We start from the raw sequence: 18,366 nt of genomic DNA, 5'->3' as shown, positions 1-18,366 counted from the left end.
AAGGTTAACTCGCGATGGCCGAAAGCATCCAGCACAAGATCTCACGTGTGAGACCGCCGCGCGTTCAGATCACCTACGATGTCGAAATTGGCGACGCGATCCAGAAGAAGGAGCTTCCCTTCGTGATCGGCGTGATCGCCGACCTCTCGAAGCAGCGCGGCGTGACGGAGCCTGACGAGGCGGCGATCGCGGCGGAGGCCGAGGCGCAGCTCGAGGAGCTGATGAAGGACCCGAAGCCCTTCGCCAATCTTCCCTATTCCAGCGCGAAGCTCAGAGCGAAGATGCAGGACCTTCGCGCGGACAAGATGGAGCCGGAGGAGCTGGAAAAGGCGAAGGCGACCGCGAAGGATCTGATCGTCGAGGCGCTGCGGCGCCGCGCCGGAAAGCTGGATCCGCTCGCGAAGCGCGACTTCGTGGAGATCGACCGGGACAATTTCAACAAGGTGCTCGCCGAGGCGGCGCCGCGAGTGAAGTTCGACGTTGACAACGTAATGGAGCCGCCCGGGTCGGATGGCAAGGCGGTGAACAAGATCGCTGTCGATCTCACCTTCTCGGACTTCGAGGAATTCAGCCCGATCAAGCTGATCGACAAGATCCCGGAGCTGAAGAAGATTCTGGAGGCGCGCAACAGGCTTCGCGATTTCCTCCTGAAACTGGACGGCAATTCGACGCTGGACGAGACGCTCAAGAAGACGGTCGGGGACGAGGCCAAGCTGAAGATGGTTATCGCCGAAATTGAGGCGAAAACACCCGCAGCGGCTCCCGCCGACGCGACGGCCAAAGGCAAGAAGTAAGCTCGGACGCTTGGCGCCTTGCGCCGCAACACGGAGAAGGATGGATCGACATGGCGGAGACCGAACCGACCAAGAACGACGAAGACGACGCCAACCCGACCCTGCTTGACCAGATCATCAGGGAAGGGCGTATCGCCCGCGCGGATGCTGGCGAGGAGCTTCAGACGTATGCGCGCAACCTCGTGCAGGAATTTGTCAGCAAGGTCATGGAGAAGACGCCGCCTCCGAACAGGAGTCTTGTCGAGTACATCACCACCATCATAGCCGATATGGACGAGCAGATCGAAAAGCAGCTCAACGCGGTCCTGCATCACAAGGCGTTTCAGGAGGCCGAAGCGACCTGGCGCGGACTGCACTATCTAGTGTTCAAAGCCGAGACAGGAACTAGGCTCAAGATCCGCGTGCTCAACGTTTCACAGATGGAGCTGACGGACGATCTCGACAAGGCGATCGAGTTCGACCAGAGCGCGCTCTTCAAGAAGGTCTACGAAGAGGAATACGGGACCTTCGGCGGCGCGCCCTATTCGATGCTGGTGGGCGACATCTCCTTCGGCCGCTCGACGGAGGACTTCGTCCTTCTGGAGAAGATGGCGGAAGTCGCCGCGGCCGCCCATGCGCCCTTCGTCGCCGCCGCCGCGCCCGAGCTCTTCGACATGGAGAGCCACCGCGAACTGCCCCTCCCGCGCGACCTCTCGAAGATCTTCGAGAGCGCGGAGCTCATCAAGTGGCGCTCCTTCCGCAAGAGCGAGGACAGCCGCTATGTCGCGCTGGCGCTGCCGCGGGTGCTGATGCGGCTCCCCTATGGCCCGGACAACGGGATGCAGAAGGTGGAGGGGATCGCCTTCCGCGAGGATGTCTCGAACCCGAACACGCTGGAGACGCATTCGAAATTCCTCTGGGGCAACCCCGCCTTCGTTCTGGCCGAACGGATCGCGATGGCCTTCTCGCTCCACGGCTGGACCGCGGCGATCCGCGGCGTCGAGGGCGGGGGCAAGGTGGAAGGGCTGCCGACCCACACGTTCAAGACGATGAACGGCGACGCGGCCCTCAAATGCCCGACCGAGACGCCGATCACGGACCGGCGGGAGAAGGAGCTGGACGAGCTCGGCTTCATCACGCTCATGCACTGCAAGAACACGGACTACGCGGCGTTCTTCGGCGGGCGGACGACGAACGAGCCGATCACCTACAACACCAACCAGGCGAACGCGAACGCCCGGCTCTCCGCGATGCTGCCCTACATGCTCAATGCGTCCCGCTTCGCGCATTACGTGAAGGTCATCATGCGGGACAAGATCGGCTCCTTCATGACGGAGGACAATGTCCGGGACTACCTGACGACCTGGATCTCCGACTATGTCCTCGGCAAGGACGACGCCGGACAGTCGATCAAGGCGAAATATCCGCTGCGCGAGGCGCGGGTGGACGTTCGCCCGATCCCCGGCAGGCCGGGCGCCTATTCGGCGGTCCTGTTCCTCCGGCCGCATTTCCAGCTCGAGGAGCTTTCCACCTCGATCCGACTGGTCGCCGAGCTTCCGGCTCCGGCGGCCTGACGCGCGCAAAAACAAGATAGGGGGTGAGCCATGGCCGCCAACATGTTCCTGAAGATCACAGGGCCGGACATCAAGGGCGAGTCGACCGACGAGAACCACAAGGAGGAGATCCAGGTCCTCTCCTGGAGCCACGCCTTCAACCAGCCGACCTCCGCGACGCGGAGCTCGGCTGGCTCCGGCACCGTGGAGCAGGCGAACCACAGCGACTTCTCCTTCACGAAGTACACCGACAGTTCGACGGACGACCTGCTGAAGACCTGCTGGCAGGGCAACCAGATCGAGAAGTGCACGCTGACCTGCTACCGGGCGGACGGCGACAACCAGCCGGTGCTCTATCTCCAGGTCGACATGGAGGGCGTGATCGTCTCCAATGTCAGCATCGGCGGCGGCACGGGCGACATCCCGACGGAGACGATCTCCTTCAACTACGGCAAGGTGACCTACACCTACAAGCCGCAGAAGGAAGAGGACGGCACCGCCGGCGGCGCGGAACCGACGAGCCACGACCTCGTGGCGCAGAAAGTTGCCTGAGAGGGAAAGGCCGCTCCGGCGCATCGACGGCGCCCACGGGCTTCTGTTCGAGCGGCTGCTCGACGACCGCACGGGCCCCGGGCGGCTCATCCACGACATGGACGGGCTGGGCGAGGCCATCGCGGCCTCGCTCAGGGCGCTTTTTTCGGTGCGCGCTCCCGCCTCCGCCCTCGGCAGGGCGGCGGAGGCGCGCACGGTCGTCGACTACGGCGTCGCCGCGCTTGAGGACGTGCGCATCTCCTCGGCCGATGAACGGCTGCGCCATGCGGAGGAGCTGAAACGGGCCGTGCGCGCCTTCGAGCCGCGGCTCGAGGATGTCGAGATCGCCATCGTGCCCACGGGAGGCCGCGCCGGCGGCGCGAAGGTCTCCCTCTCCGGCGCCTACAGGCTCGGCGCGGTGGTGGAGCCCTTCCATTTCGTCGTCGAGGACGAAAAGAAGCAAGGCGATGCCCGCTGACGACCGCGAAGAGGCGCTGGCCTGGTATCTCTCCGAACTCGAGGGGCTGCGGGAGGATGCCGGCGCCTTCGCGCATCGCCATCCGCAGGTCGCCGCCGGGCTCGCCTTCGGGCGGGAGCCTTCGGAGGACCCGCATGTCGAGCGGCTGATCGAGGCCTTCGCCTTTCTCACCGGCCGGTTGCGGAGCGTGGTGGCGAAACAGTTGCCGCGGCTCGGCGCGGGGATGCTGGACACGCTCTATCCCCATCTGACGGCGCCGACGCCTTCGATGGGTATCGTGCGATTCCGGGTCGATCCCGACCAGTCCCGCCGCGCGCACGGCTTCGTCGTGAAGCGGGGCGAGGAGGTGACGGCGACCACGAGCGTCGGCGCGACATGCCGGTTCCGGACGGGATGGGACGTCACGCTCTGGCCGCTCCGCGTCGCGGCGGCGGACGCGCCGCAGCCGGAACTCTACCCGTTCCTGGCGCGGGAGGCCGGCGCGCGGCGCCTCCTCCGCATCCGGCTGGAGGCGGTCGGCAAGACCAGCGAGACGATCGCGGACGCGCCGCCGCCCGCGCTCCGCTTCCGCATCGGCGGCTCGCGGAAGGTCGCGGCGGCGATCTACGAGGCCCTGTTCAGGCAGGCGGGCGCGGCGAAGCCGCGCGCCGTCTGGGCCGTCGCCCCGCAGCAGGTCGGCGAGGCGGCCCCGGGCCTCGGCGACGTCATCGAGGGCCCCGCCTTCCGTCTGCCGGCGGATGCGCTGCGGCCCGTCGGCTTCGCGGAGACTGAGGCGCTCCTGCCGCAGCCCGAGTCCGCGCATCACGGGCACCGCCTCGTCCGCGAATACTTCACCTTCCCCGAGAAGTTCCTCTTCTTCGACATCTGCGGCCTCTCCGGGGCCGCGGGCGCCGCGGGGCGGCTGCTCGACCTCGTGATCCTGCTGGAGGACGAGCCGCCGCCGCTGGATCATTCGGCGCCGTTCGAGCTCGGCGCCGCGCCGGTCGTCAACCTCTTCAGGCGGGTCAGCGAGCCGATCCGGGTCGACAGGAAGCGCGTGGAATATCCGGTCACCCCCGATCATCGCCGTGAGCAGAGCACCGAGATCTACAGCATCGAAAAGGTCACGACCGCCGCGACCGGCGACATCGACGGCGAGACCATGACGCCCTTCTTCTCCTTCGACCATGCGGACGCCGGGGCGCCCGACCGGACATGGTGGACGGCGCGAAGGCAGCCGGGCGCCGGCCTCGGGCGCGCCGGGTCGGACATGTTCATCTCGTTCCGGGATTCCGGATACGATACGGGAAAGCCGAAGGCGGAGGTCGCATTCGCGCATCTCCTCTGCACCAATCGCGGCCTTGCCGAGACGATCCCGTCGTCAACGACGATGGACTGGGACCCGGCGGGCGACGGAAAGCGGCTCGGGCTCGAGTTCGACGCGCCGGTGGACGGCGTGTTCTGGTCCGTCCGCCCGACGCCGCAGATACCGGCGCCGCCGGTCAACGCCGGGCTCTGGCGCCTCGTCTCCCACATCTCGGTGAACCAGCTCTCCTTCGTCGAGGGCGCGGACGCGGCGGCGGCGCTGCGCGAACATCTGCGGCTCTACTGCCCGGACGAGGCGCGCGCCGCGCGTCGCCAGATCGAGGGCGTCGCCGGCCTTTCCGGGGCCCGCGTCACGGAGCGGTTCGGAAAGGACGGCTGGCGCGGCTTCTGCCGCGGGGTGGAGGCGACCTTGCGGCTCGATAAGGACTGCTTCGCCGACGAGGGCTCCGCCTTTCTCTTCGGCGCCGTTCTCGCCCGGTTCTTCGGGCTCTATGCGGCGGTGAACTCTTTCTGCACATTGCGCGTCATCCGCTCGGAGCGCGAAGGAGAATGGGCGAAATGGCCGCCGACGGCAGGCGAACAGATTCTGATCTGACCGCGCGCCTGCAGCGGGAGCCGCAGGGCTTCGAGCTGCTGGCGGCCGTGCGCGCGATAGAGGCGACGCCGGGGCTGAAGCTGCGCGTCCGGGCGCCGCTGAAGTCGGGCTTCGCGGAGGGCGACGTCGAGGCGTTCGAGAGAGAGGGCGATACGGCGACCCTCGTTTCCGGCGCCTTCTCGCTCTTCGGGCCGGGCGGGCCGCTGCCGGAGCCTCTGGCGCGGAACGCGGCGGAGAAGCGCCATGCCGCCGACTTCTTCGACGTGTTCGGAAACCGTCTCTTCGCGCTCTTCCTCGAGATCGCCCGCCTCGAAGCGCCCACCGCGGCCGGGGACCCGGCGGAGACGGCGCAGGGGCGCGCGATCCGGGCCCTCGCGGGCCGGGCGGGCGCGGAGCCGCCGACCGCCTCCGTCCGCGCCCTCATGAGCCTCGCCGGGCTCCTGAACCAGCGCCCGATCAGCATGCATGCGGTGGAGCGGGCCTTCGCGACGATCTTCCGCACGGGGGCGAAGGGCCGGTCCTTCATCGGCGGCTGGGCGCCCTTCGGCGAGCGGGACAGGACGCCGATCCGCGCGCGCGGAGCCGGCGCGCGGCTCGGCCGGTCCTCCCTCGGCCGTCGCGCCTGGCTGCAGGATGCGGGGGTCGAGCTCACGCTCGGCCCGATGGACGAACAGGCGTTCCGCAGCCTCCTGCCCGGCGGCGCGAGGCATCACGTCGCCGCCGAACTCGCCGCGGCCACGCTGCCGACGACCTGCGAGGCGAGCCTGAAGCTTGTCGTCGAGGCGAAGGAGACGCCGCCCGCGCGCCTCTCCCGCGCGCGGCCGCCGCAACTCGGCTGGACGAGCTTTCTCGACCCGCGGGCGCGCCGGCGCGAGGGCGCGGCCCGGCTCCGCCTTCGCACGATGCAGGCGGGCGGCTGATGTCCGAGATCGGCATTCTCTTCGACCGGCTCGACTGCGCCGCGCGCGAGGCGCTGAATCGCGCGGCGGAGCATTGCCAGGCGCGGAGGCTCCAGTTCATCGAACCCGAGCACCTCCTTGTCGAGCTTCTCGAGGATGACGAGGGCCCGGCGGCCCGGCATCTCGAACGCTGCGGCGTCGATGCGGCCCGCGCCCGCGCCGATCTTCGCGCCGCGGTCGCGGCGGGGCCGGACGGCGTATCGCGCGACGCCACGATCTCGTCCGGCATCGTCCGCGCGCTCAAGGAAGCCTGGATCGTCGCCTCGGCGCATGTCGGCGCGGAGCGGATCGGGCCGGCCGAGCTCGTGAAGGCCATGCTCGCGGACGAGGCGCTGCGCGGCCGCATTCTCCCCCTCTCCCCCCTCCTCGGCCTCGCCCGCGCGGAGGCGGAGGCCGGGCCCGACGATGCGGAGGAGGAGGCGCCGGCGCGGCGGGACGATCCGCTGACGCTTTACGCCCGCGACCTGACCGCCGATGCGCGGGCGGGGGCGATCGACCCCGTCGTCGGGCGGGATGCGGAGGTGCGGCGGCTGATCGACGTGCTCCTCCGCCGCAGGCAGAACAACCCGATCCTGACCGGGGAGGCCGGGGTGGGCAAGACGGCGGTGGTCGAGGGGCTGGCGCAGCACATCGTCGCCGGGAGGGCGCCGGAGGCGCTGCGCCGCGTCAGGCTCCTCGCGCTCGATCTCGGCGCGCTCCAGGCCGGCGCGGGCGTGCGGGGCGAGTTCGCGCAGCGGCTCAAGAACGTCGTCGATGCGGTGACGGCCTCGCCGCGGCCCATCGTCCTCTTCATCGACGAGGCGCACATGCTCCTCGGCGCCGGCGGGCAGAAGGGCGAGGGCGACGCCGCAAACCTCCTCAAGCCGGCCCTTGCGCGCGGCGCGCTCCGCTGCGTCGCGGCGACGACATGGCGCGAATACAAGCGCCATATCGAGAAGGACCCGGCCCTCGCCCGGCGCTTCGAGGTCGTCCGCGTCTCCGAACCCTCGACCGACACGGCGCTGGAGATGCTGCGCGGCGCGGTGAACCGGCTGGAGGCGCATCACGGCGTCCGCGTCCTCGAAGAGGGGCTGCGCGAGGCGGTGCGGCTCTCGGACCGCTATATCAGCGACCGGCAATTGCCCGACAAGGCGATCAGCGTGCTCGACACGGCCTGCGCCCGCGTCGCGATGAGCCAGTCCGAGGCGCCGGCCGCGCTGGAGGGCGCGCGCGCGCAGCTCGAAGCCATCGCCATCGAACATGCCCGGCTCGAACGCGAGGGCCGCATCCTCGACGACGAGGATTCGCGGGAGCGGCGCCGCGCCCTCGCCGCCGAGCGCAGCCGGCTTGAGGAGAGCGCGAGCGTTCTGGAGGCGCGCTGGCGCGAGGAGAGGCGCCTGACGCGCAAGCTGATCGAGCTCGACGCGGGGGAGGGGCCGGACGACCCGGCGCTGGTCGAGGCGGCGAACAACCTCCGGCTCCAGCTCGACACGCTGCGCGAGGAGGGCGGGCCGCTCGTCCACGCCTTCGTCGATGCGGAGGCGGTGGGGGATGTCGTCTCCTCCCTCACGGGCATTCCGGCGGGGGAGATGCTGCGCGCCGGCGCGAGCGGTGCGACCGATCTGCTCTCCCGCCTCAGGGAGCGGATCGTCAGCCAGGACGGCGCCCTCGGCGTGATCGCGCGAAGGGCGCAGACCTATTTCGCGCAGCTCGGCGAGCCCGAGAAGCCCACCGGCGTCTTCCTCCTCGCCGGGCCGAGCGGCGTCGGCAAGACGGAGACGGCGACGAGCCTTGCGGAGATGCTCTTCGGAGGCCGGCGCGCGCTCATCACCGTCAACATGTCCGAATATCAGGAGGCGCATTCGATCTCCGGCCTCAAGGGCGCGCCGCCCGGCTATGTCGGCTATGGCGGCGGCGGCGTGATGACGGAGGCGGTGCGCCGGCGGCCCTATTCCGTGCTTCTTCTCGACGAGATCGAGAAGGCGCACCGCGACGTGATCGAGCTTTTCTACCAGATCTTCGACAAGGGCGTGATCGAGGACAGCGAGGGCCAGCTCGTCGATTTCCGCAATACGCTCATCATCCTGACGTCGAATGTCGGCGATATGGAGATCGTGGAGGCCGCCGCCTCGGGAATCGTCGACCCGGAGGCGCTCGCGGCGCGGATCCGCCCGGCGCTCCTTCGTCGCTTCCCCGCCGCCTTTCTCGGGCGGCTGACGGTCGCGCCGTTCCTGCCGCTCGGCCCCGCCGAGCTCGCGCGCGTCGCCTCGATGAAGCTCGGCCGGCTTGGGGACAGGCTGGCCGCCGTGCACCGCGCCGAGCTTACCTATGACCGGGCGGTGATCGACGCCATCGTCGCCCGCGCGACCGATACGGAAAGCGGCGCGCGAAACATCGATGCGATCATCTCCAACAACCTCGCGCCGACGATCGCGGAGGCGATGCTCGAAGGCGTGGTGAATGAGGCGCCCCTGCGCGAAATCCATATCGGGCTCGATCCGGGCGGCGACTTCGCGCTCACGAAGCGCTAGGCTCCCGCCATGTCCGACCCGACGCAGGCCGCCGCCTCCCTCGCGCTCTCGACCGAACTCGGGGAGGACGCGCTGATCCTCCTGCGACTCTCCGGCGAGGAGCGGCTTTCGGCTCCGTTCCGGTTCGAGCTGGAGGCGGAGGCGGAGGGCGCGCCGGATGTCGCCGGCCTTCTCGGCGAGCCCGCCGCGATCCGCCTGACTGGGGGCGAGGGGATCGAGCGGCGGCTGCACGGCCGCGTCTGGTCCGTCCGCCGCTCCGGCTCCGCCGTCTCGCTCCTCGTCAGGCCCTGGCTCTCGCTCCTGACGCTCCGGAGCGACAACCGGATCTTCCAGGAGAAGACGACCGAGGAGATCGTGACGCAGGTCTTCGACGACGCGGGCTTCCCCGACTACCGCTTCGCGCTGACCGGAACGCTGGAGCCGAGGCCCTATTGCGTGCAGTTCGGCGAGACCGATTTCGCCTTCGTCTCCCGCCTGCTGGAGGAGGAGGGGCTCGGCTATTTCTTCGCGCACGATACGGCGAAGCATGACCTCGTGATCTTCGACGATGTCAGCGCCTGCGCCGCGGTGCCGGGCGGGGCCGTGCCCTTCCTCCCCCTGCCCCGGACCGCGGATTTCGCCGAGGACCGGCGCATCCAGTCCCTCGCCGAACGGTCGGAAATGGCCGCGGCGCTGGTTTCGGCGCGGGACTACAATTTCGAGACGCCGGCCGAGACGCTGGAGGTCTCGGTGGGGGACGGCGGCGGGCATTACGTCTATCCCGGCCGCTATCCGACGACCGCCAACGGCGAAAGCGCGGTGACGCGCCGCCTCGCCGCGCTGGAGGCGGAAGCCTTCGCCATCGAGGGCGCCTCGCCGCTCCGGCTCATGGCGTCGGGCGCGACCTTCGCGCTCTCGGATCATCCGTCATCGGCGCTCAACCAGGACTATCTGATCCGCGCCGTGACGCATGAGGCGGAGCGGCGGCTCTATTCGAACCGGTTCGAGGCGCAGCCGAAGGAGATGGCCTGGCGCCCGCCTCTCGCGACGCCCCGCCCCCGGATGCCCGGGCCGCAGACCGCGAAGGTCGTCGGCAAGGACGGAGAAGAGATCTGGACGGACAAGCACGGCCGCATCAAGGTCCAGTTCCACTGGGACAGGCTGGGCGAGTCGGACGAGAACAGCTCATGCTGGCTCCGCGTCGCGCAGGGCTGGGCCGGGGCCGGCTGGGGCGCGCTCTTCGTGCCGCGGATCGGCTCCGAGGTCGTCGTCAGCTTCCTCGACGGGGACCCGGACCGCCCGCTCGTCACCGGCGTCGTCTACAACGCGGACAACGTGCCGCCCTACGAGCTGCCCGGCGAACAGACGAAGACGACCGTCAAGTCGAACAGCTCCAAGGATGCGGAGGGCTTCAACGAGCTCCGCTTCGAGGACAAGGCGGGCGAGGAGGAAGTCTATCTCCACGCCCAGAAGGACATGAATGTCGAGATCGTCGAGAACCGGACGGTCACGCTGGAGAAGGGCGACGACAAGCTCACCGTCTCCACCGGCTCCCTCACCATCGAGGTGAAGGGCGACATCACCATCAAGTCCGACGGCTCGATCTCGATCAGCGCGGGCGGCTCGCTCGAGCTCAAGGCGGGCTCCGGCGCCACACTCGAGGCGGGAAGCTCGCTCGACATGAAGGGCGGCTCCACGTTCAGCCTCAAGGGCTCCGCGAGCGGCGCGGTGGACGGCGGCGGCGCGCTGACGGTGAAGGGCGGGACGGTTCAGATCAATTGAGGGCCGCCCGCGCGATCAGAAGCCGCTCAAGAATGTCTTGTCGTAGTAACCCGTGAAAGATCCGGGATTATGCGGCGACTCATGCTTCGGGGTTCGCGGCGGGTCGAAATCGTCCTCGTCGCTGTCATAGTCTGAGAGCTCTTCGTCTTCTTCGTATTCATGGCTCTCGTTGCAGACCTTGCAGATGGCGCGCAGTCGCGTCTCGTCCTGATAGTCTTCCCGCATTTCCTCGGCCGAAGCCTTGGCTTTCGTCAGTTTCTTCAGCCGTGGCGCCCACGGCGGATAGTGATCGAGCGCCAGCGAGCGCTGCTTGTGCTTATTCTTATTCTCTTTGCTGATATATGTGTAGTTCGTGAGGTAAAATTTTCCGGCGAGGTCGCAATAGGCAAGCACACGGTGGCATTTCCTGCACGTAAACACCTCAGTGAATCTACTGAGGTCCGGATGCGCCATTTTGTGAGCCGTGGCTCGTATGACATTCTCCGGCGTCTGTGCGCGGAAACTGAACCTGAGTTGCTTTTTCTTCTTTCGAAGATGCGGCGGCACGTATTCCTCATCATCCATCCGCTGGAGAACATTGGAGCGAAACGGCGCACGAAACGGCTGTATCGGCTTCCTCGAAGCGTCCTTCGCTACGGCGAGGCGAGCGAGCGCCCTCTTGAGAAGAAGCCCCGAGCCGCCGGCCCCGGCCGCCCCGGGCCGCGGCGTCGACGCGCCGCCCGCGGCGAGAGCCCGCTCCGCCACCTTCGCGACGAACCCGTGGCAATCGTCCCGCCCCAGCCGGAACGTTCCCGCCCCCTGCGTCCGGATCGCCGCCTCCGCCGCGCGCGCCTGATCCGCGGTGATCGCGATCTCCCGCACGCCCGCGCCGCGCGGCGCCGCGCCTCCGGTCTCCCGCCGCACCACGCCGGGCACGCCGGCGCGGAGGCGCTGCACGTTCGCCGCATTGTTCGGCGCAAGATGCTCCCGCGGCCCGAAGGAGAACGTCTCCCGCGCCCCGCTCGGGCGGACGAGCGTCACTGCGCTGTGCGAGGCAGCCTCCGGCGCGAGCCGGTTGGCGTTCAGCCCGCGATGACGGGATTCGCTCACGATCAGCCTGTGGGTCTTCGGCGGCTCCGGCCGGGCCGGCTTCATCTGGAGCGGCGCGGCGGCGGCGCGGTCCCCCATCCGGTCCGCCTCCGCCTCCAGCGCCGCGTCCTGCACGATGGCGACGCCCCCCGCCGGGTTGCGCACCCGGCCCTGCCGCTGCTGCACGACATGGGCGAGTTCATGGCCGAGGAGCCTGCGCCCCGCCGGCGTCTCCGGCTGATATCGGCCCGGCGCGAAGTAGATGTCCGCGCCGGAGGTGAAGGCGATGGCGCCGATCCGCTCCGCCTGCGGCCCGACATGGACGCGCACGGACGAAAAGTCGGCCCCGAACGTCGTCTCCATATGGCGGCGAACGTCCGGCGGCAGCGCGGCTCCGGGGCCCTGAGTGCGCAGGATCGCCGCGTCGACGGCCATGGCGCCGGCGCCTTGCCGCTGTATCGCGCCCTGCCCCGCCGCCCCCGGCGCACGAACGCCATGCGCCGGTCTGGCCGCCGGCCCTTGAAACCGCCCCTGGATCACGTTCGAAGGCATCGAGCGCCACTCCTCAGACCTTGTGTGAGATTACCATTTCAACACGTATTGCGCGAACCCATTTTTCAGACCGGAGACGACGCTTCCCCGCCACGCGGGCGCACGCTACTACTCGGCTTACGGGCGAGGAGACGACGGGGCGAGCACTCATGGTCGCGCAGGACGGAAGCGCTCGCGCGCTGAAGCGCGACAAGGACGGGGCGATCCTCGAGGAGGCGCATTTCCGGAACGGCGTGCTGCACGGCCCGTTCCGCGTCTTCGACCCGTCCGGGCGCCTTGTGCGCGACGCCCGGTTCGAGGCGGGCGAACTCGATGGGCCGGACCGGACCCTCGACGAGGCCGGAGCCCTCGCGCTCGAGATCATGTGGCGCGCCGGGCGGCGGCACGGCGCGATGCGCCGCTACGAGAACGGCGTCCTGCAACTCGAAGCGCCCTATCGGGAGGACCGGCTGGAGGGGGAGATGCGGGTCTATGGCCCGGACGGGACACTCTCGGCCCTGATCCCGCATCGCGGCGGAGCCCGGCATGGCGTCATGGAGCTTTTCGGCCCCGACGGGAAGCGGCTCAAGGCCATCCCCTATGTCGACGGGCTGGTGGACGGCGAGGCCGCGGATTTCGGCCCCGATGGCGAGGTCGCCGCGCGGCAGACCTTCCGGCGCGGCGTGAAGATCGAGGCCGCGCCGGAAGCGGCGGCCGGCCCCGGCGCCCCCGGCCCCGCGCAAGGAGACGAAGAGGCGGCGCGGGTGGCGGCCTTCCGCAGCGCCTTCTTCGACAAGCTCTGACGGCCTTCCGGCGCTTCGGCCGCGCCGCCCGCTTCAGCGCGTCGTCGGGTCCAGCCGGTCCCTCAGCCAGTCGCCGAGGGAGGAGACGGCGAGCGTCGTCAGCACGATCACGACGGCGGGGGAAAGAAGGATCCACGGCGCGCGGGTGATGTATTCGCGGCCATAGCCGACCATGTTGCCGAGGCTCGTCATCGGCGGCTGCACGCCGAGACCGAGAAAGGAGAGGCCGGATTCGAGCAGGATCACCTCGGGGAAGACCAGCGTCATCGAGACGATGAGGGTGGAGGCGATGTTCGGCAGGATGTGCCGCAGATAGACCCGCCGCGGCGTCCCGCCGAGCTGGCGCACCGCGTTGGCGTAGCCCTGCGCCCCGGCGGAAATGGCGAGGCCGCGGGCGATGCGCGCATAGCGCTCCCAGCCATAGAGGCCCATCAGCAGGACCAGCAGCGTCAGGTCGTTGCCGAAGAAGGCGAGCACGGCGAGGGCGAGGATCAGGAACGGCATCGCCGCCTGGAAATCCGCGAGCATCAGCACCGCCTGCTCCACCCAGCCGCGGAAATGCGCCGCGAGGAAGCCGAGCGTCGTACCGAGCGCCGCCGAGATCAGCGTCGCGCCGAAGGCGATGATGAGCGAGATGCGGATCGAGGCGATGAGGCGGGAGAGCACGTCCCGCCCCAGCTCGTCCGTCCCGAGCCAGTGGCCCGGCGTCAGCGGCGGGGAGAGGCGCGCCATCAGGTCCATCGCGGTGAATTCCTGCGGCGCCACAAAGTCGCCGAAGACCGCGAGGAAGAGCATCAGCGCGATCCAGAGGAGCGCGAGGAGGATGCCGAGCGGCGGCCGGGCGAGGCCGGGGCGCGGGGCGGAGGCTTCGGCGAGCGCCATCTCAGTGCGCCCCCTGCCCCGCGCCGCGCCGCATCCGCGGGTCGAGCGCGCCGTAGAGGAGATCGACGATCAGGTTGGCCGTCACCATCGTCGCCGCGACGAGGAGGAGGATGGTCTGCACCACCGCAAGATCCCGGTTCGAGACGGCGACGACGAGGAGCCGCCCGACCCCGGGCCAGGAGAAGACGCTCTCCACCACCACCGCCCCCGCGATCAGGCTGCCGACCATGAAGCCGACGATGGTCACGGTCGGGATCGCCGCGTTCGGCAGGGCGTGGCCCCGGATCACCGCGCCCCAGGGCACGCCCTTGGCCGAGGCGGTGCGGATATAGGGCTGGCCCAGCACCTCGATCATCGCCGAGCGCGTGAACCGGGCGAGGATCGCCGCGCCGCCGACGCCCATCGTGACGATGGGCAGCACCGCATGGAGCCAGGTGTCCCGCCCGCCGGAAGGAAGCCAGCCGAGCTGCACGGAAAAGAGCATCACGAGCAGAAGCCCGAGGACGAAGGAGGGCACGGTGAAGCCCGCGACGGCGACCATCATCACTGTCCGGTCGATCGGGCCGCCGCGATGCATCGCGGCGTAAACCCCGGCGGGAATGCCGATGCCGATCTTGAGGAGGAGCGCGGGCACGGTCAGCGCCAGCGTCGCCGGGATGCGGTCCGCCACCAGCTCGATGGCCGGCCGCCCGTCCCGCATCGAATTGCCGAGGTCGCCGGAGGCGATCGCCCCGAAATAGCTGAGATATTGGCGCCAGAGCGGCTCGTCGAGCCCCCAGCTCTCCCGGAACGCGCGGATCGCCTCGGGCGGCACTTCCGGGCCGAGGATCAGCGTCGCAGGATCGCCGGAGAGGCGCAGCACGACGAAGGCGAAGGTGACGACGAGCGCGACGGTGAGGAGCGCGCGGCCGAAGCGGACGGCGAGAAAGCGGAGCATCAGGCGGCCTCCTGCCCGGAAAGCGGCGCGGCGAGATGGCAGGCCGCGCGCCGCCCGGCGCCGAGATCGGCGAGCGACGGAACCTCCGCCCGGCAGCGCGGAACGGCGACGGCGCAGCGCGGATGGAAGGCGCAGCCGTCGGGCCGCGCCGCCGGGTTCGGGGGCTCGCCTTCGAGGAGGATGCGCCGGCCGGTCTTGCCCGGCGCCGGGGCCGCGGAGACGAGGGCCTTCGTGTAGGGGTGGACCGGCCGGGCGAAGATGTCGTCCGCCGCCCCCTCCTCCACGATCCGGCCGAGATACATGACCGCGACCCGCGCGCTGATCTGGCGGACGACGCGGAGATCGTGGCTGATGAAGATCATGGCGAGGCCAAGCTCCGACTGGAGGTCGGAGAGAAGATTCACCACCTGCGCCTGGATCGAGACGTCGAGCGCCGAAACCGGCTCGTCGCAGACGAGAAGATCGGGCCGCGTGGCGAGCGCCCGCGCGATCACCGCGCGCTGGCGCTGCCCGCCGGAAAGCTCGTGCGGCCGCCGCGCGCCGATCCGCGCGGAGAGGCCGGTGGCGGAGAGCAGCTCCGCCGCCCGCGCGGCGCGGTCTTCCGGCGCGCCGATCCCGTGGATGTCGAGCGGTTCGCGCACCTGTGCGGCGACGGTCAGCCGCCGGTCGAGCGCGCCGAGCGGGTCCTGATAGATCATCTGCATCCGCGCGCGGAGACGCCGCCATGCGGGCGAGCCGGGCGGGGGCATGGCCGCGCCGTCGAAGCGGACTTCGCCCTCGTCCGGCGTCTCGAAGCCGAGGACGAGGCGCCCGGCGGTGGACTTGCCGGAGCCCGACTCGCCGACGACGCCCAGCGTCTCCCCCCGCCCGAGGCGGAGCGAGACATCGTCCACCGCCCGGACGGCGACCGGGCGGCCGAAGACGCCCCGGCGCGAGGCGTAGACGCGCGCGAGCCCCTCCGCCTCCAGCAGCGCCGTCACGCGGTCACCATCCGTTCGGCGCGGAAGGGGGCGGAGCGGAGCGGGAAGAAGCAGGCCGCGCGGCGGGCCGGGCCGACCTCGGTCAGCGCAGGGACCGCCCCGGCGCAGGCGGGTGCGGCCTTCGGGCAGCGGGGCGCGAAGGCGCAGCCCGGCGGCGCCTCCCGCGGGTCGGGCACCGTGCCCGGAATCGCGGTCAGCCGCCGGCGCGGGCCGTCGAGCAGCGGCAGCGCGCCGATCAGCCCCTCGGCATAGGGGTGGCGCGGCGCCTCGAAGAGCGCGAGCGCCGGCGCCTCCTCCACGATCCGCCCGGCATACATCACCGCGACACGGTCGCAGGTCTCCGCCACGACGCCGAGATCGTGGCTGATGAGGACAAGCGCCATGCCCGTCTCCTTCCGAAGCGAAGCGAGAAGTTCGAGGATCTGCGCCTGGATCGTCACGTCGAGCGCGGTCGTCGGCTCGTCCGCGATCAGGAGGTCGGGCCGGCCGGCGAGCGCCATGGCGATCATCGCGCGCTGGTTCTGCCCGCCCGAAAGCTCGTGCGGATAGGCGGAGAGGCGGCGCGCGGAATCCGGCATGCCGACGAGGTCGAGCAGCCGCTTCGCCTCCGCCGTCCGCGCCTGCCCGTCGAGCCCGCGATGGAGCCCGAGCGCCTCCCCGATCTGCTTGCCGATGGTCAGCACCGGGTTGAGGGAGGATGCCGGGTCCTGGAAGATCATCGCGACGCGGCCGCCGCGCAGGCGGTCCATCGTCGCCGCCGGGGCACCCAGTATCTCCGCCCCTTCGAGCCGGACGGAGCCCGCAACCTCCGCATGGGGCGGCAGGAGCCCGAGCGCGGCGAGCCAGGTCACGGATTTCCCCGAACCCGATTCGCCGACGAGCCCCAGCGCCTCGCCCGGCGCGATGGAGAGATCGACGCCGTGCAGGGCGGCCGCCCCGTCGAAGGAGACGGAGAGGCCGCAGATGGCGACGAGAGGGGTCAAGACCGTCCCATCTCGAAATTGCCGGGCCGGAAGTCCATCGCGAAGGCCGGCGACGCCTGCCACCTGATCGACTTCGGCTTCGCCGTGAACGTCGCGTTCTGGTGGAGCACGGTGAAGGCCGGGTCCTCCCGCTCGCAGATTTCCAGCATCCTCCGGAACGCCTGCTTGCGCGCCGCCCGGTCCGTCGAGGTCAGCATGACCTCGGACATCTGGTTGGCCTCCGCGTTCGTCCACTCGCCCCATTGCTGCTGCCCGCCGTTGGGGCCGTGCTGGTTGACGATGGAGGAGACCGGGTCATTGAACGGCGCGGAGTTGGACCAGTCGCGGATCGCGCGGGTCTCGCCCCGTTCGAGGATCTGGCCCCAGTTCTCGACCATCTGGATCTCGACGTTGAGGCCCACATTCTTCCACATCTCGACGAGGATCTGCGCGGTCGAGACCTGGTTGGTGTAGTAGTTGTTCAGGAGCCGATAGGGGATCGGGTCCCCCTTGTAGCCGGACTGCTTCACGAGATCGGCGGCGAGCGCCGGGTCGAAGGCGGGAACCGCCCAGTCCTCGATGAACATGTCGTCGTAATAGGGCCACTGGAGCCCCTTGGGGACGACGGTGCGGCCGGCCCAGAGCGCGTCGACGATCAGCTGCCGGTCGATCGCGTGGGTCATCGCGCGGCGCACCCGCGGGTCCTGCAAATGCGCGTGGTTCTTGTCGAAGACGGTGAGGCGGTGGTTGAGGATCGTTCCGCCCTGCACCTCGAAGGCGGCGTTCGCCTCGATGCCGGGGATCTGGTCCGGCGGCATGTCGCAGGCGAACTGGTATTCGCCGGAGAGGAGGCCGTTCACGCGGCTCGCCACCTCGGGGACCTCGACGAAGCGGATCGAGGCGAGCGGCGGGCGGCCGCCCCAGTATTCGTCATGCGCGACGAGGAGGAGATGGCTGTCCGGCGAGAACTCGGCGACCATGTAGGGGCCGGTCGTGACGGGCTTCCTCGCCCAGTCGAGATAGGAGGAGGCCTCGTCCCAGCCGCGCTGCGAGCAGATGTCGGAGCCGTAGCGGGAGAGGCGGCCCTCCAGCGTCACGTCCGGGGAGGCGTTGTGGAAGCGCACCGTGTAGCGGTCCACCGGCTCGACCTTCACGAGATCGGGCCAGGCGCTGCGGGCATAGGCCGTCACTTCGGTCGGCAGTTCCTTGCCGGCGCGGGGCGGCGTGCCCTGTTCGAGCGTCGTGATGGTGGAGCGGTTCTTCGCCTCGGTGTCGCCGAACATGCGCTCACGCGAGAAGGTGAAGGCCACATCCTCCGCCGTCATCTCGTCACCGTTATGGAACTTCACGCCCTGGCGGAGCTTCAGCTCGACCGTCTGCGGGTCGATCCGGCGCCATTCGGTGGCGAGGAGCGGCACGCTCTTGAGGCCGCCGAGCCAGTCGCGGCCGATCAGGCCCTCCCAGATCGAGGAGAAGAAGATCCGCTCCCCGACATTGGACTGCTCGCGCATCACGTCGAGCGTGTTGGAGTTGGAGACCTTCTGCACCGCGATGGTGATCGAGGGGCGCTGGTCGGACTGGCCGATGGCGAAGCGCGGCAGGATCAGCGCGCCGGTCGCGGCGGCGCCGCCGCCGAGGACGAGACGGCGAGTGAGGCTGGTCATCGGGACCTCCTTCTGAAGTGGGGCTCAGGGGTTTTCAGGGTCGGCGCGAGGCGAGTCCTCGCGATGATGCTCGG

15 protein-coding genes are annotated in these 18,366 nt (G+C 69.8%); 9 read left to right on the top strand and 6 right to left on the bottom strand.

From position 1 onward, the window contains the following. Positions 1–14 precede the first annotated feature (14 nt). The 8 genes from tssB to ACE37J_RS02380 are packed head-to-tail and all read left to right on the top strand — an operon-like array spanning position 15 to position 10,465. Positions 15–794, top strand: coding sequence for a type VI secretion system contractile sheath small subunit (tssB, locus tag ACE37J_RS02415; RefSeq protein ID WP_409706463.1), 780 nt, complete (start codon positions 15–17; stop codon positions 792–794). Positions 795–844: 50 nt separating this feature from the next. After that, positions 845–2,347 (top strand): type VI secretion system contractile sheath large subunit, encoded by a 1,503-nt coding sequence (gene tssC / locus ACE37J_RS02410; RefSeq protein ID WP_409706460.1) that lies wholly within the window; start codon positions 845–847, stop codon positions 2,345–2,347. Positions 2,348–2,377: 30 nt separating this feature from the next. Next, a complete protein-coding gene (locus ACE37J_RS02405) occupies positions 2,378–2,878 on the top strand; it encodes an Hcp family type VI secretion system effector (protein ID WP_409706457.1) in 501 nt (166 codons plus the stop codon). After that, entirely contained in the window at positions 2,871–3,335 is a 465-nt protein-coding gene (gene tssE / locus ACE37J_RS02400) for a type VI secretion system baseplate subunit TssE (RefSeq protein WP_409706454.1), read from the top strand. Before ACE37J_RS02405 ends, tssE begins: the two co-directional genes overlap by 8 nt. Continuing rightward, a complete protein-coding gene (gene tssF / locus ACE37J_RS02395; protein WP_409706451.1) occupies positions 3,325–5,235 on the top strand; it encodes a type VI secretion system baseplate subunit TssF in 1,911 nt (636 codons plus the stop codon). Before tssE ends, tssF begins: the two co-directional genes overlap by 11 nt. Further along, on the top strand, positions 5,199–6,155 hold the full coding sequence (gene tssG / locus ACE37J_RS02390; RefSeq protein ID WP_409706448.1) for a type VI secretion system baseplate subunit TssG: 957 nt from the start codon (positions 5,199–5,201) through the stop codon (positions 6,153–6,155). Before tssF ends, tssG begins: the two co-directional genes overlap by 37 nt. Continuing rightward, positions 6,155–8,704, top strand: a complete 2,550-nt coding sequence (gene tssH / locus ACE37J_RS02385) for a type VI secretion system ATPase TssH (protein ID WP_409706445.1) — start codon at positions 6,155–6,157, stop codon at positions 8,702–8,704. Before tssG ends, tssH begins: the two co-directional genes overlap by 1 nt. A gap of 9 nt (positions 8,705–8,713) precedes the next feature. Then, positions 8,714–10,465, top strand: coding sequence for a type VI secretion system Vgr family protein (locus tag ACE37J_RS02380; protein WP_409706442.1), 1,752 nt, complete (start codon positions 8,714–8,716; stop codon positions 10,463–10,465). A 15-nt stretch (positions 10,466–10,480) separates the two neighbouring features. Here the strand turns inward: ACE37J_RS02380 and ACE37J_RS02375 are convergent, their stop codons facing one another. Then, positions 10,481–11,968: a DUF4157 domain-containing protein gene (locus ACE37J_RS02375; protein WP_409706439.1), complete on the bottom strand. Its 1,488-nt coding sequence runs from the start codon at positions 11,966–11,968 to the stop codon at positions 10,481–10,483. 266 nt (positions 11,969–12,234) lie between these two features. On the opposite strand from ACE37J_RS02375, the gene ACE37J_RS02370 reads away from it, so the two are divergent. Then, entirely contained in the window at positions 12,235–12,867 is a 633-nt protein-coding gene (locus ACE37J_RS02370; RefSeq protein WP_409706436.1) for a toxin-antitoxin system YwqK family antitoxin, read from the top strand. Positions 12,868–12,900: 33 nt separating this feature from the next. Here ACE37J_RS02370 and ACE37J_RS02365 read toward each other — a convergent pair whose 3' ends face one another. From ACE37J_RS02365 to ACE37J_RS02345, 5 genes are read right to left on the bottom strand one after another with little or no spacing between them, the layout of a single operon-like run. Further along, on the bottom strand, positions 12,901–13,749 hold the full coding sequence (locus ACE37J_RS02365; RefSeq protein ID WP_409706433.1) for an ABC transporter permease: 849 nt from the start codon (positions 13,747–13,749) through the stop codon (positions 12,901–12,903). Between the two features lies 1 nt (position 13,750). Continuing rightward, positions 13,751–14,686 carry an ABC transporter permease gene (locus ACE37J_RS02360; RefSeq protein ID WP_409706430.1) on the bottom strand — a complete coding sequence of 312 codons (936 nt, stop codon included), beginning with the start codon at positions 14,684–14,686 and terminating at the stop codon, positions 13,751–13,753. After that, the gene (locus ACE37J_RS02355; protein WP_409706427.1) at positions 14,686–15,666 is read right to left on the bottom strand and encodes an ABC transporter ATP-binding protein; all 981 of its coding nucleotides are present in this window, start codon (positions 15,664–15,666) and stop codon (positions 14,686–14,688) included. The genes ACE37J_RS02360 and ACE37J_RS02355 overlap by 1 nt, the downstream gene beginning before the upstream one ends. Further along, positions 15,663–16,649, bottom strand: a complete 987-nt coding sequence (locus ACE37J_RS02350) for an ABC transporter ATP-binding protein (RefSeq protein WP_409706424.1) — start codon at positions 16,647–16,649, stop codon at positions 15,663–15,665. The genes ACE37J_RS02355 and ACE37J_RS02350 overlap by 4 nt, the downstream gene beginning before the upstream one ends. After that, complete coding sequence (locus ACE37J_RS02345) at positions 16,646–18,292, bottom strand: ABC transporter substrate-binding protein (protein ID WP_409706421.1); 1,647 nt, start codon at positions 18,290–18,292, stop codon at positions 16,646–16,648. Before ACE37J_RS02345 ends, ACE37J_RS02350 begins: the two co-directional genes overlap by 4 nt. Between the last annotated feature and the right edge of the window lie 74 nt (positions 18,293–18,366).

It is taken from the genome of Pikeienuella sp., assembly GCF_046290545.1.
Lineage (GTDB): Bacteria > Pseudomonadota > Alphaproteobacteria > Rhodobacterales > Rhodobacteraceae > Pikeienuella.
The sequence above is the reverse complement of the archived record's forward strand: the minus strand, read 5'-3'. Positions and strand labels throughout refer to the sequence as shown.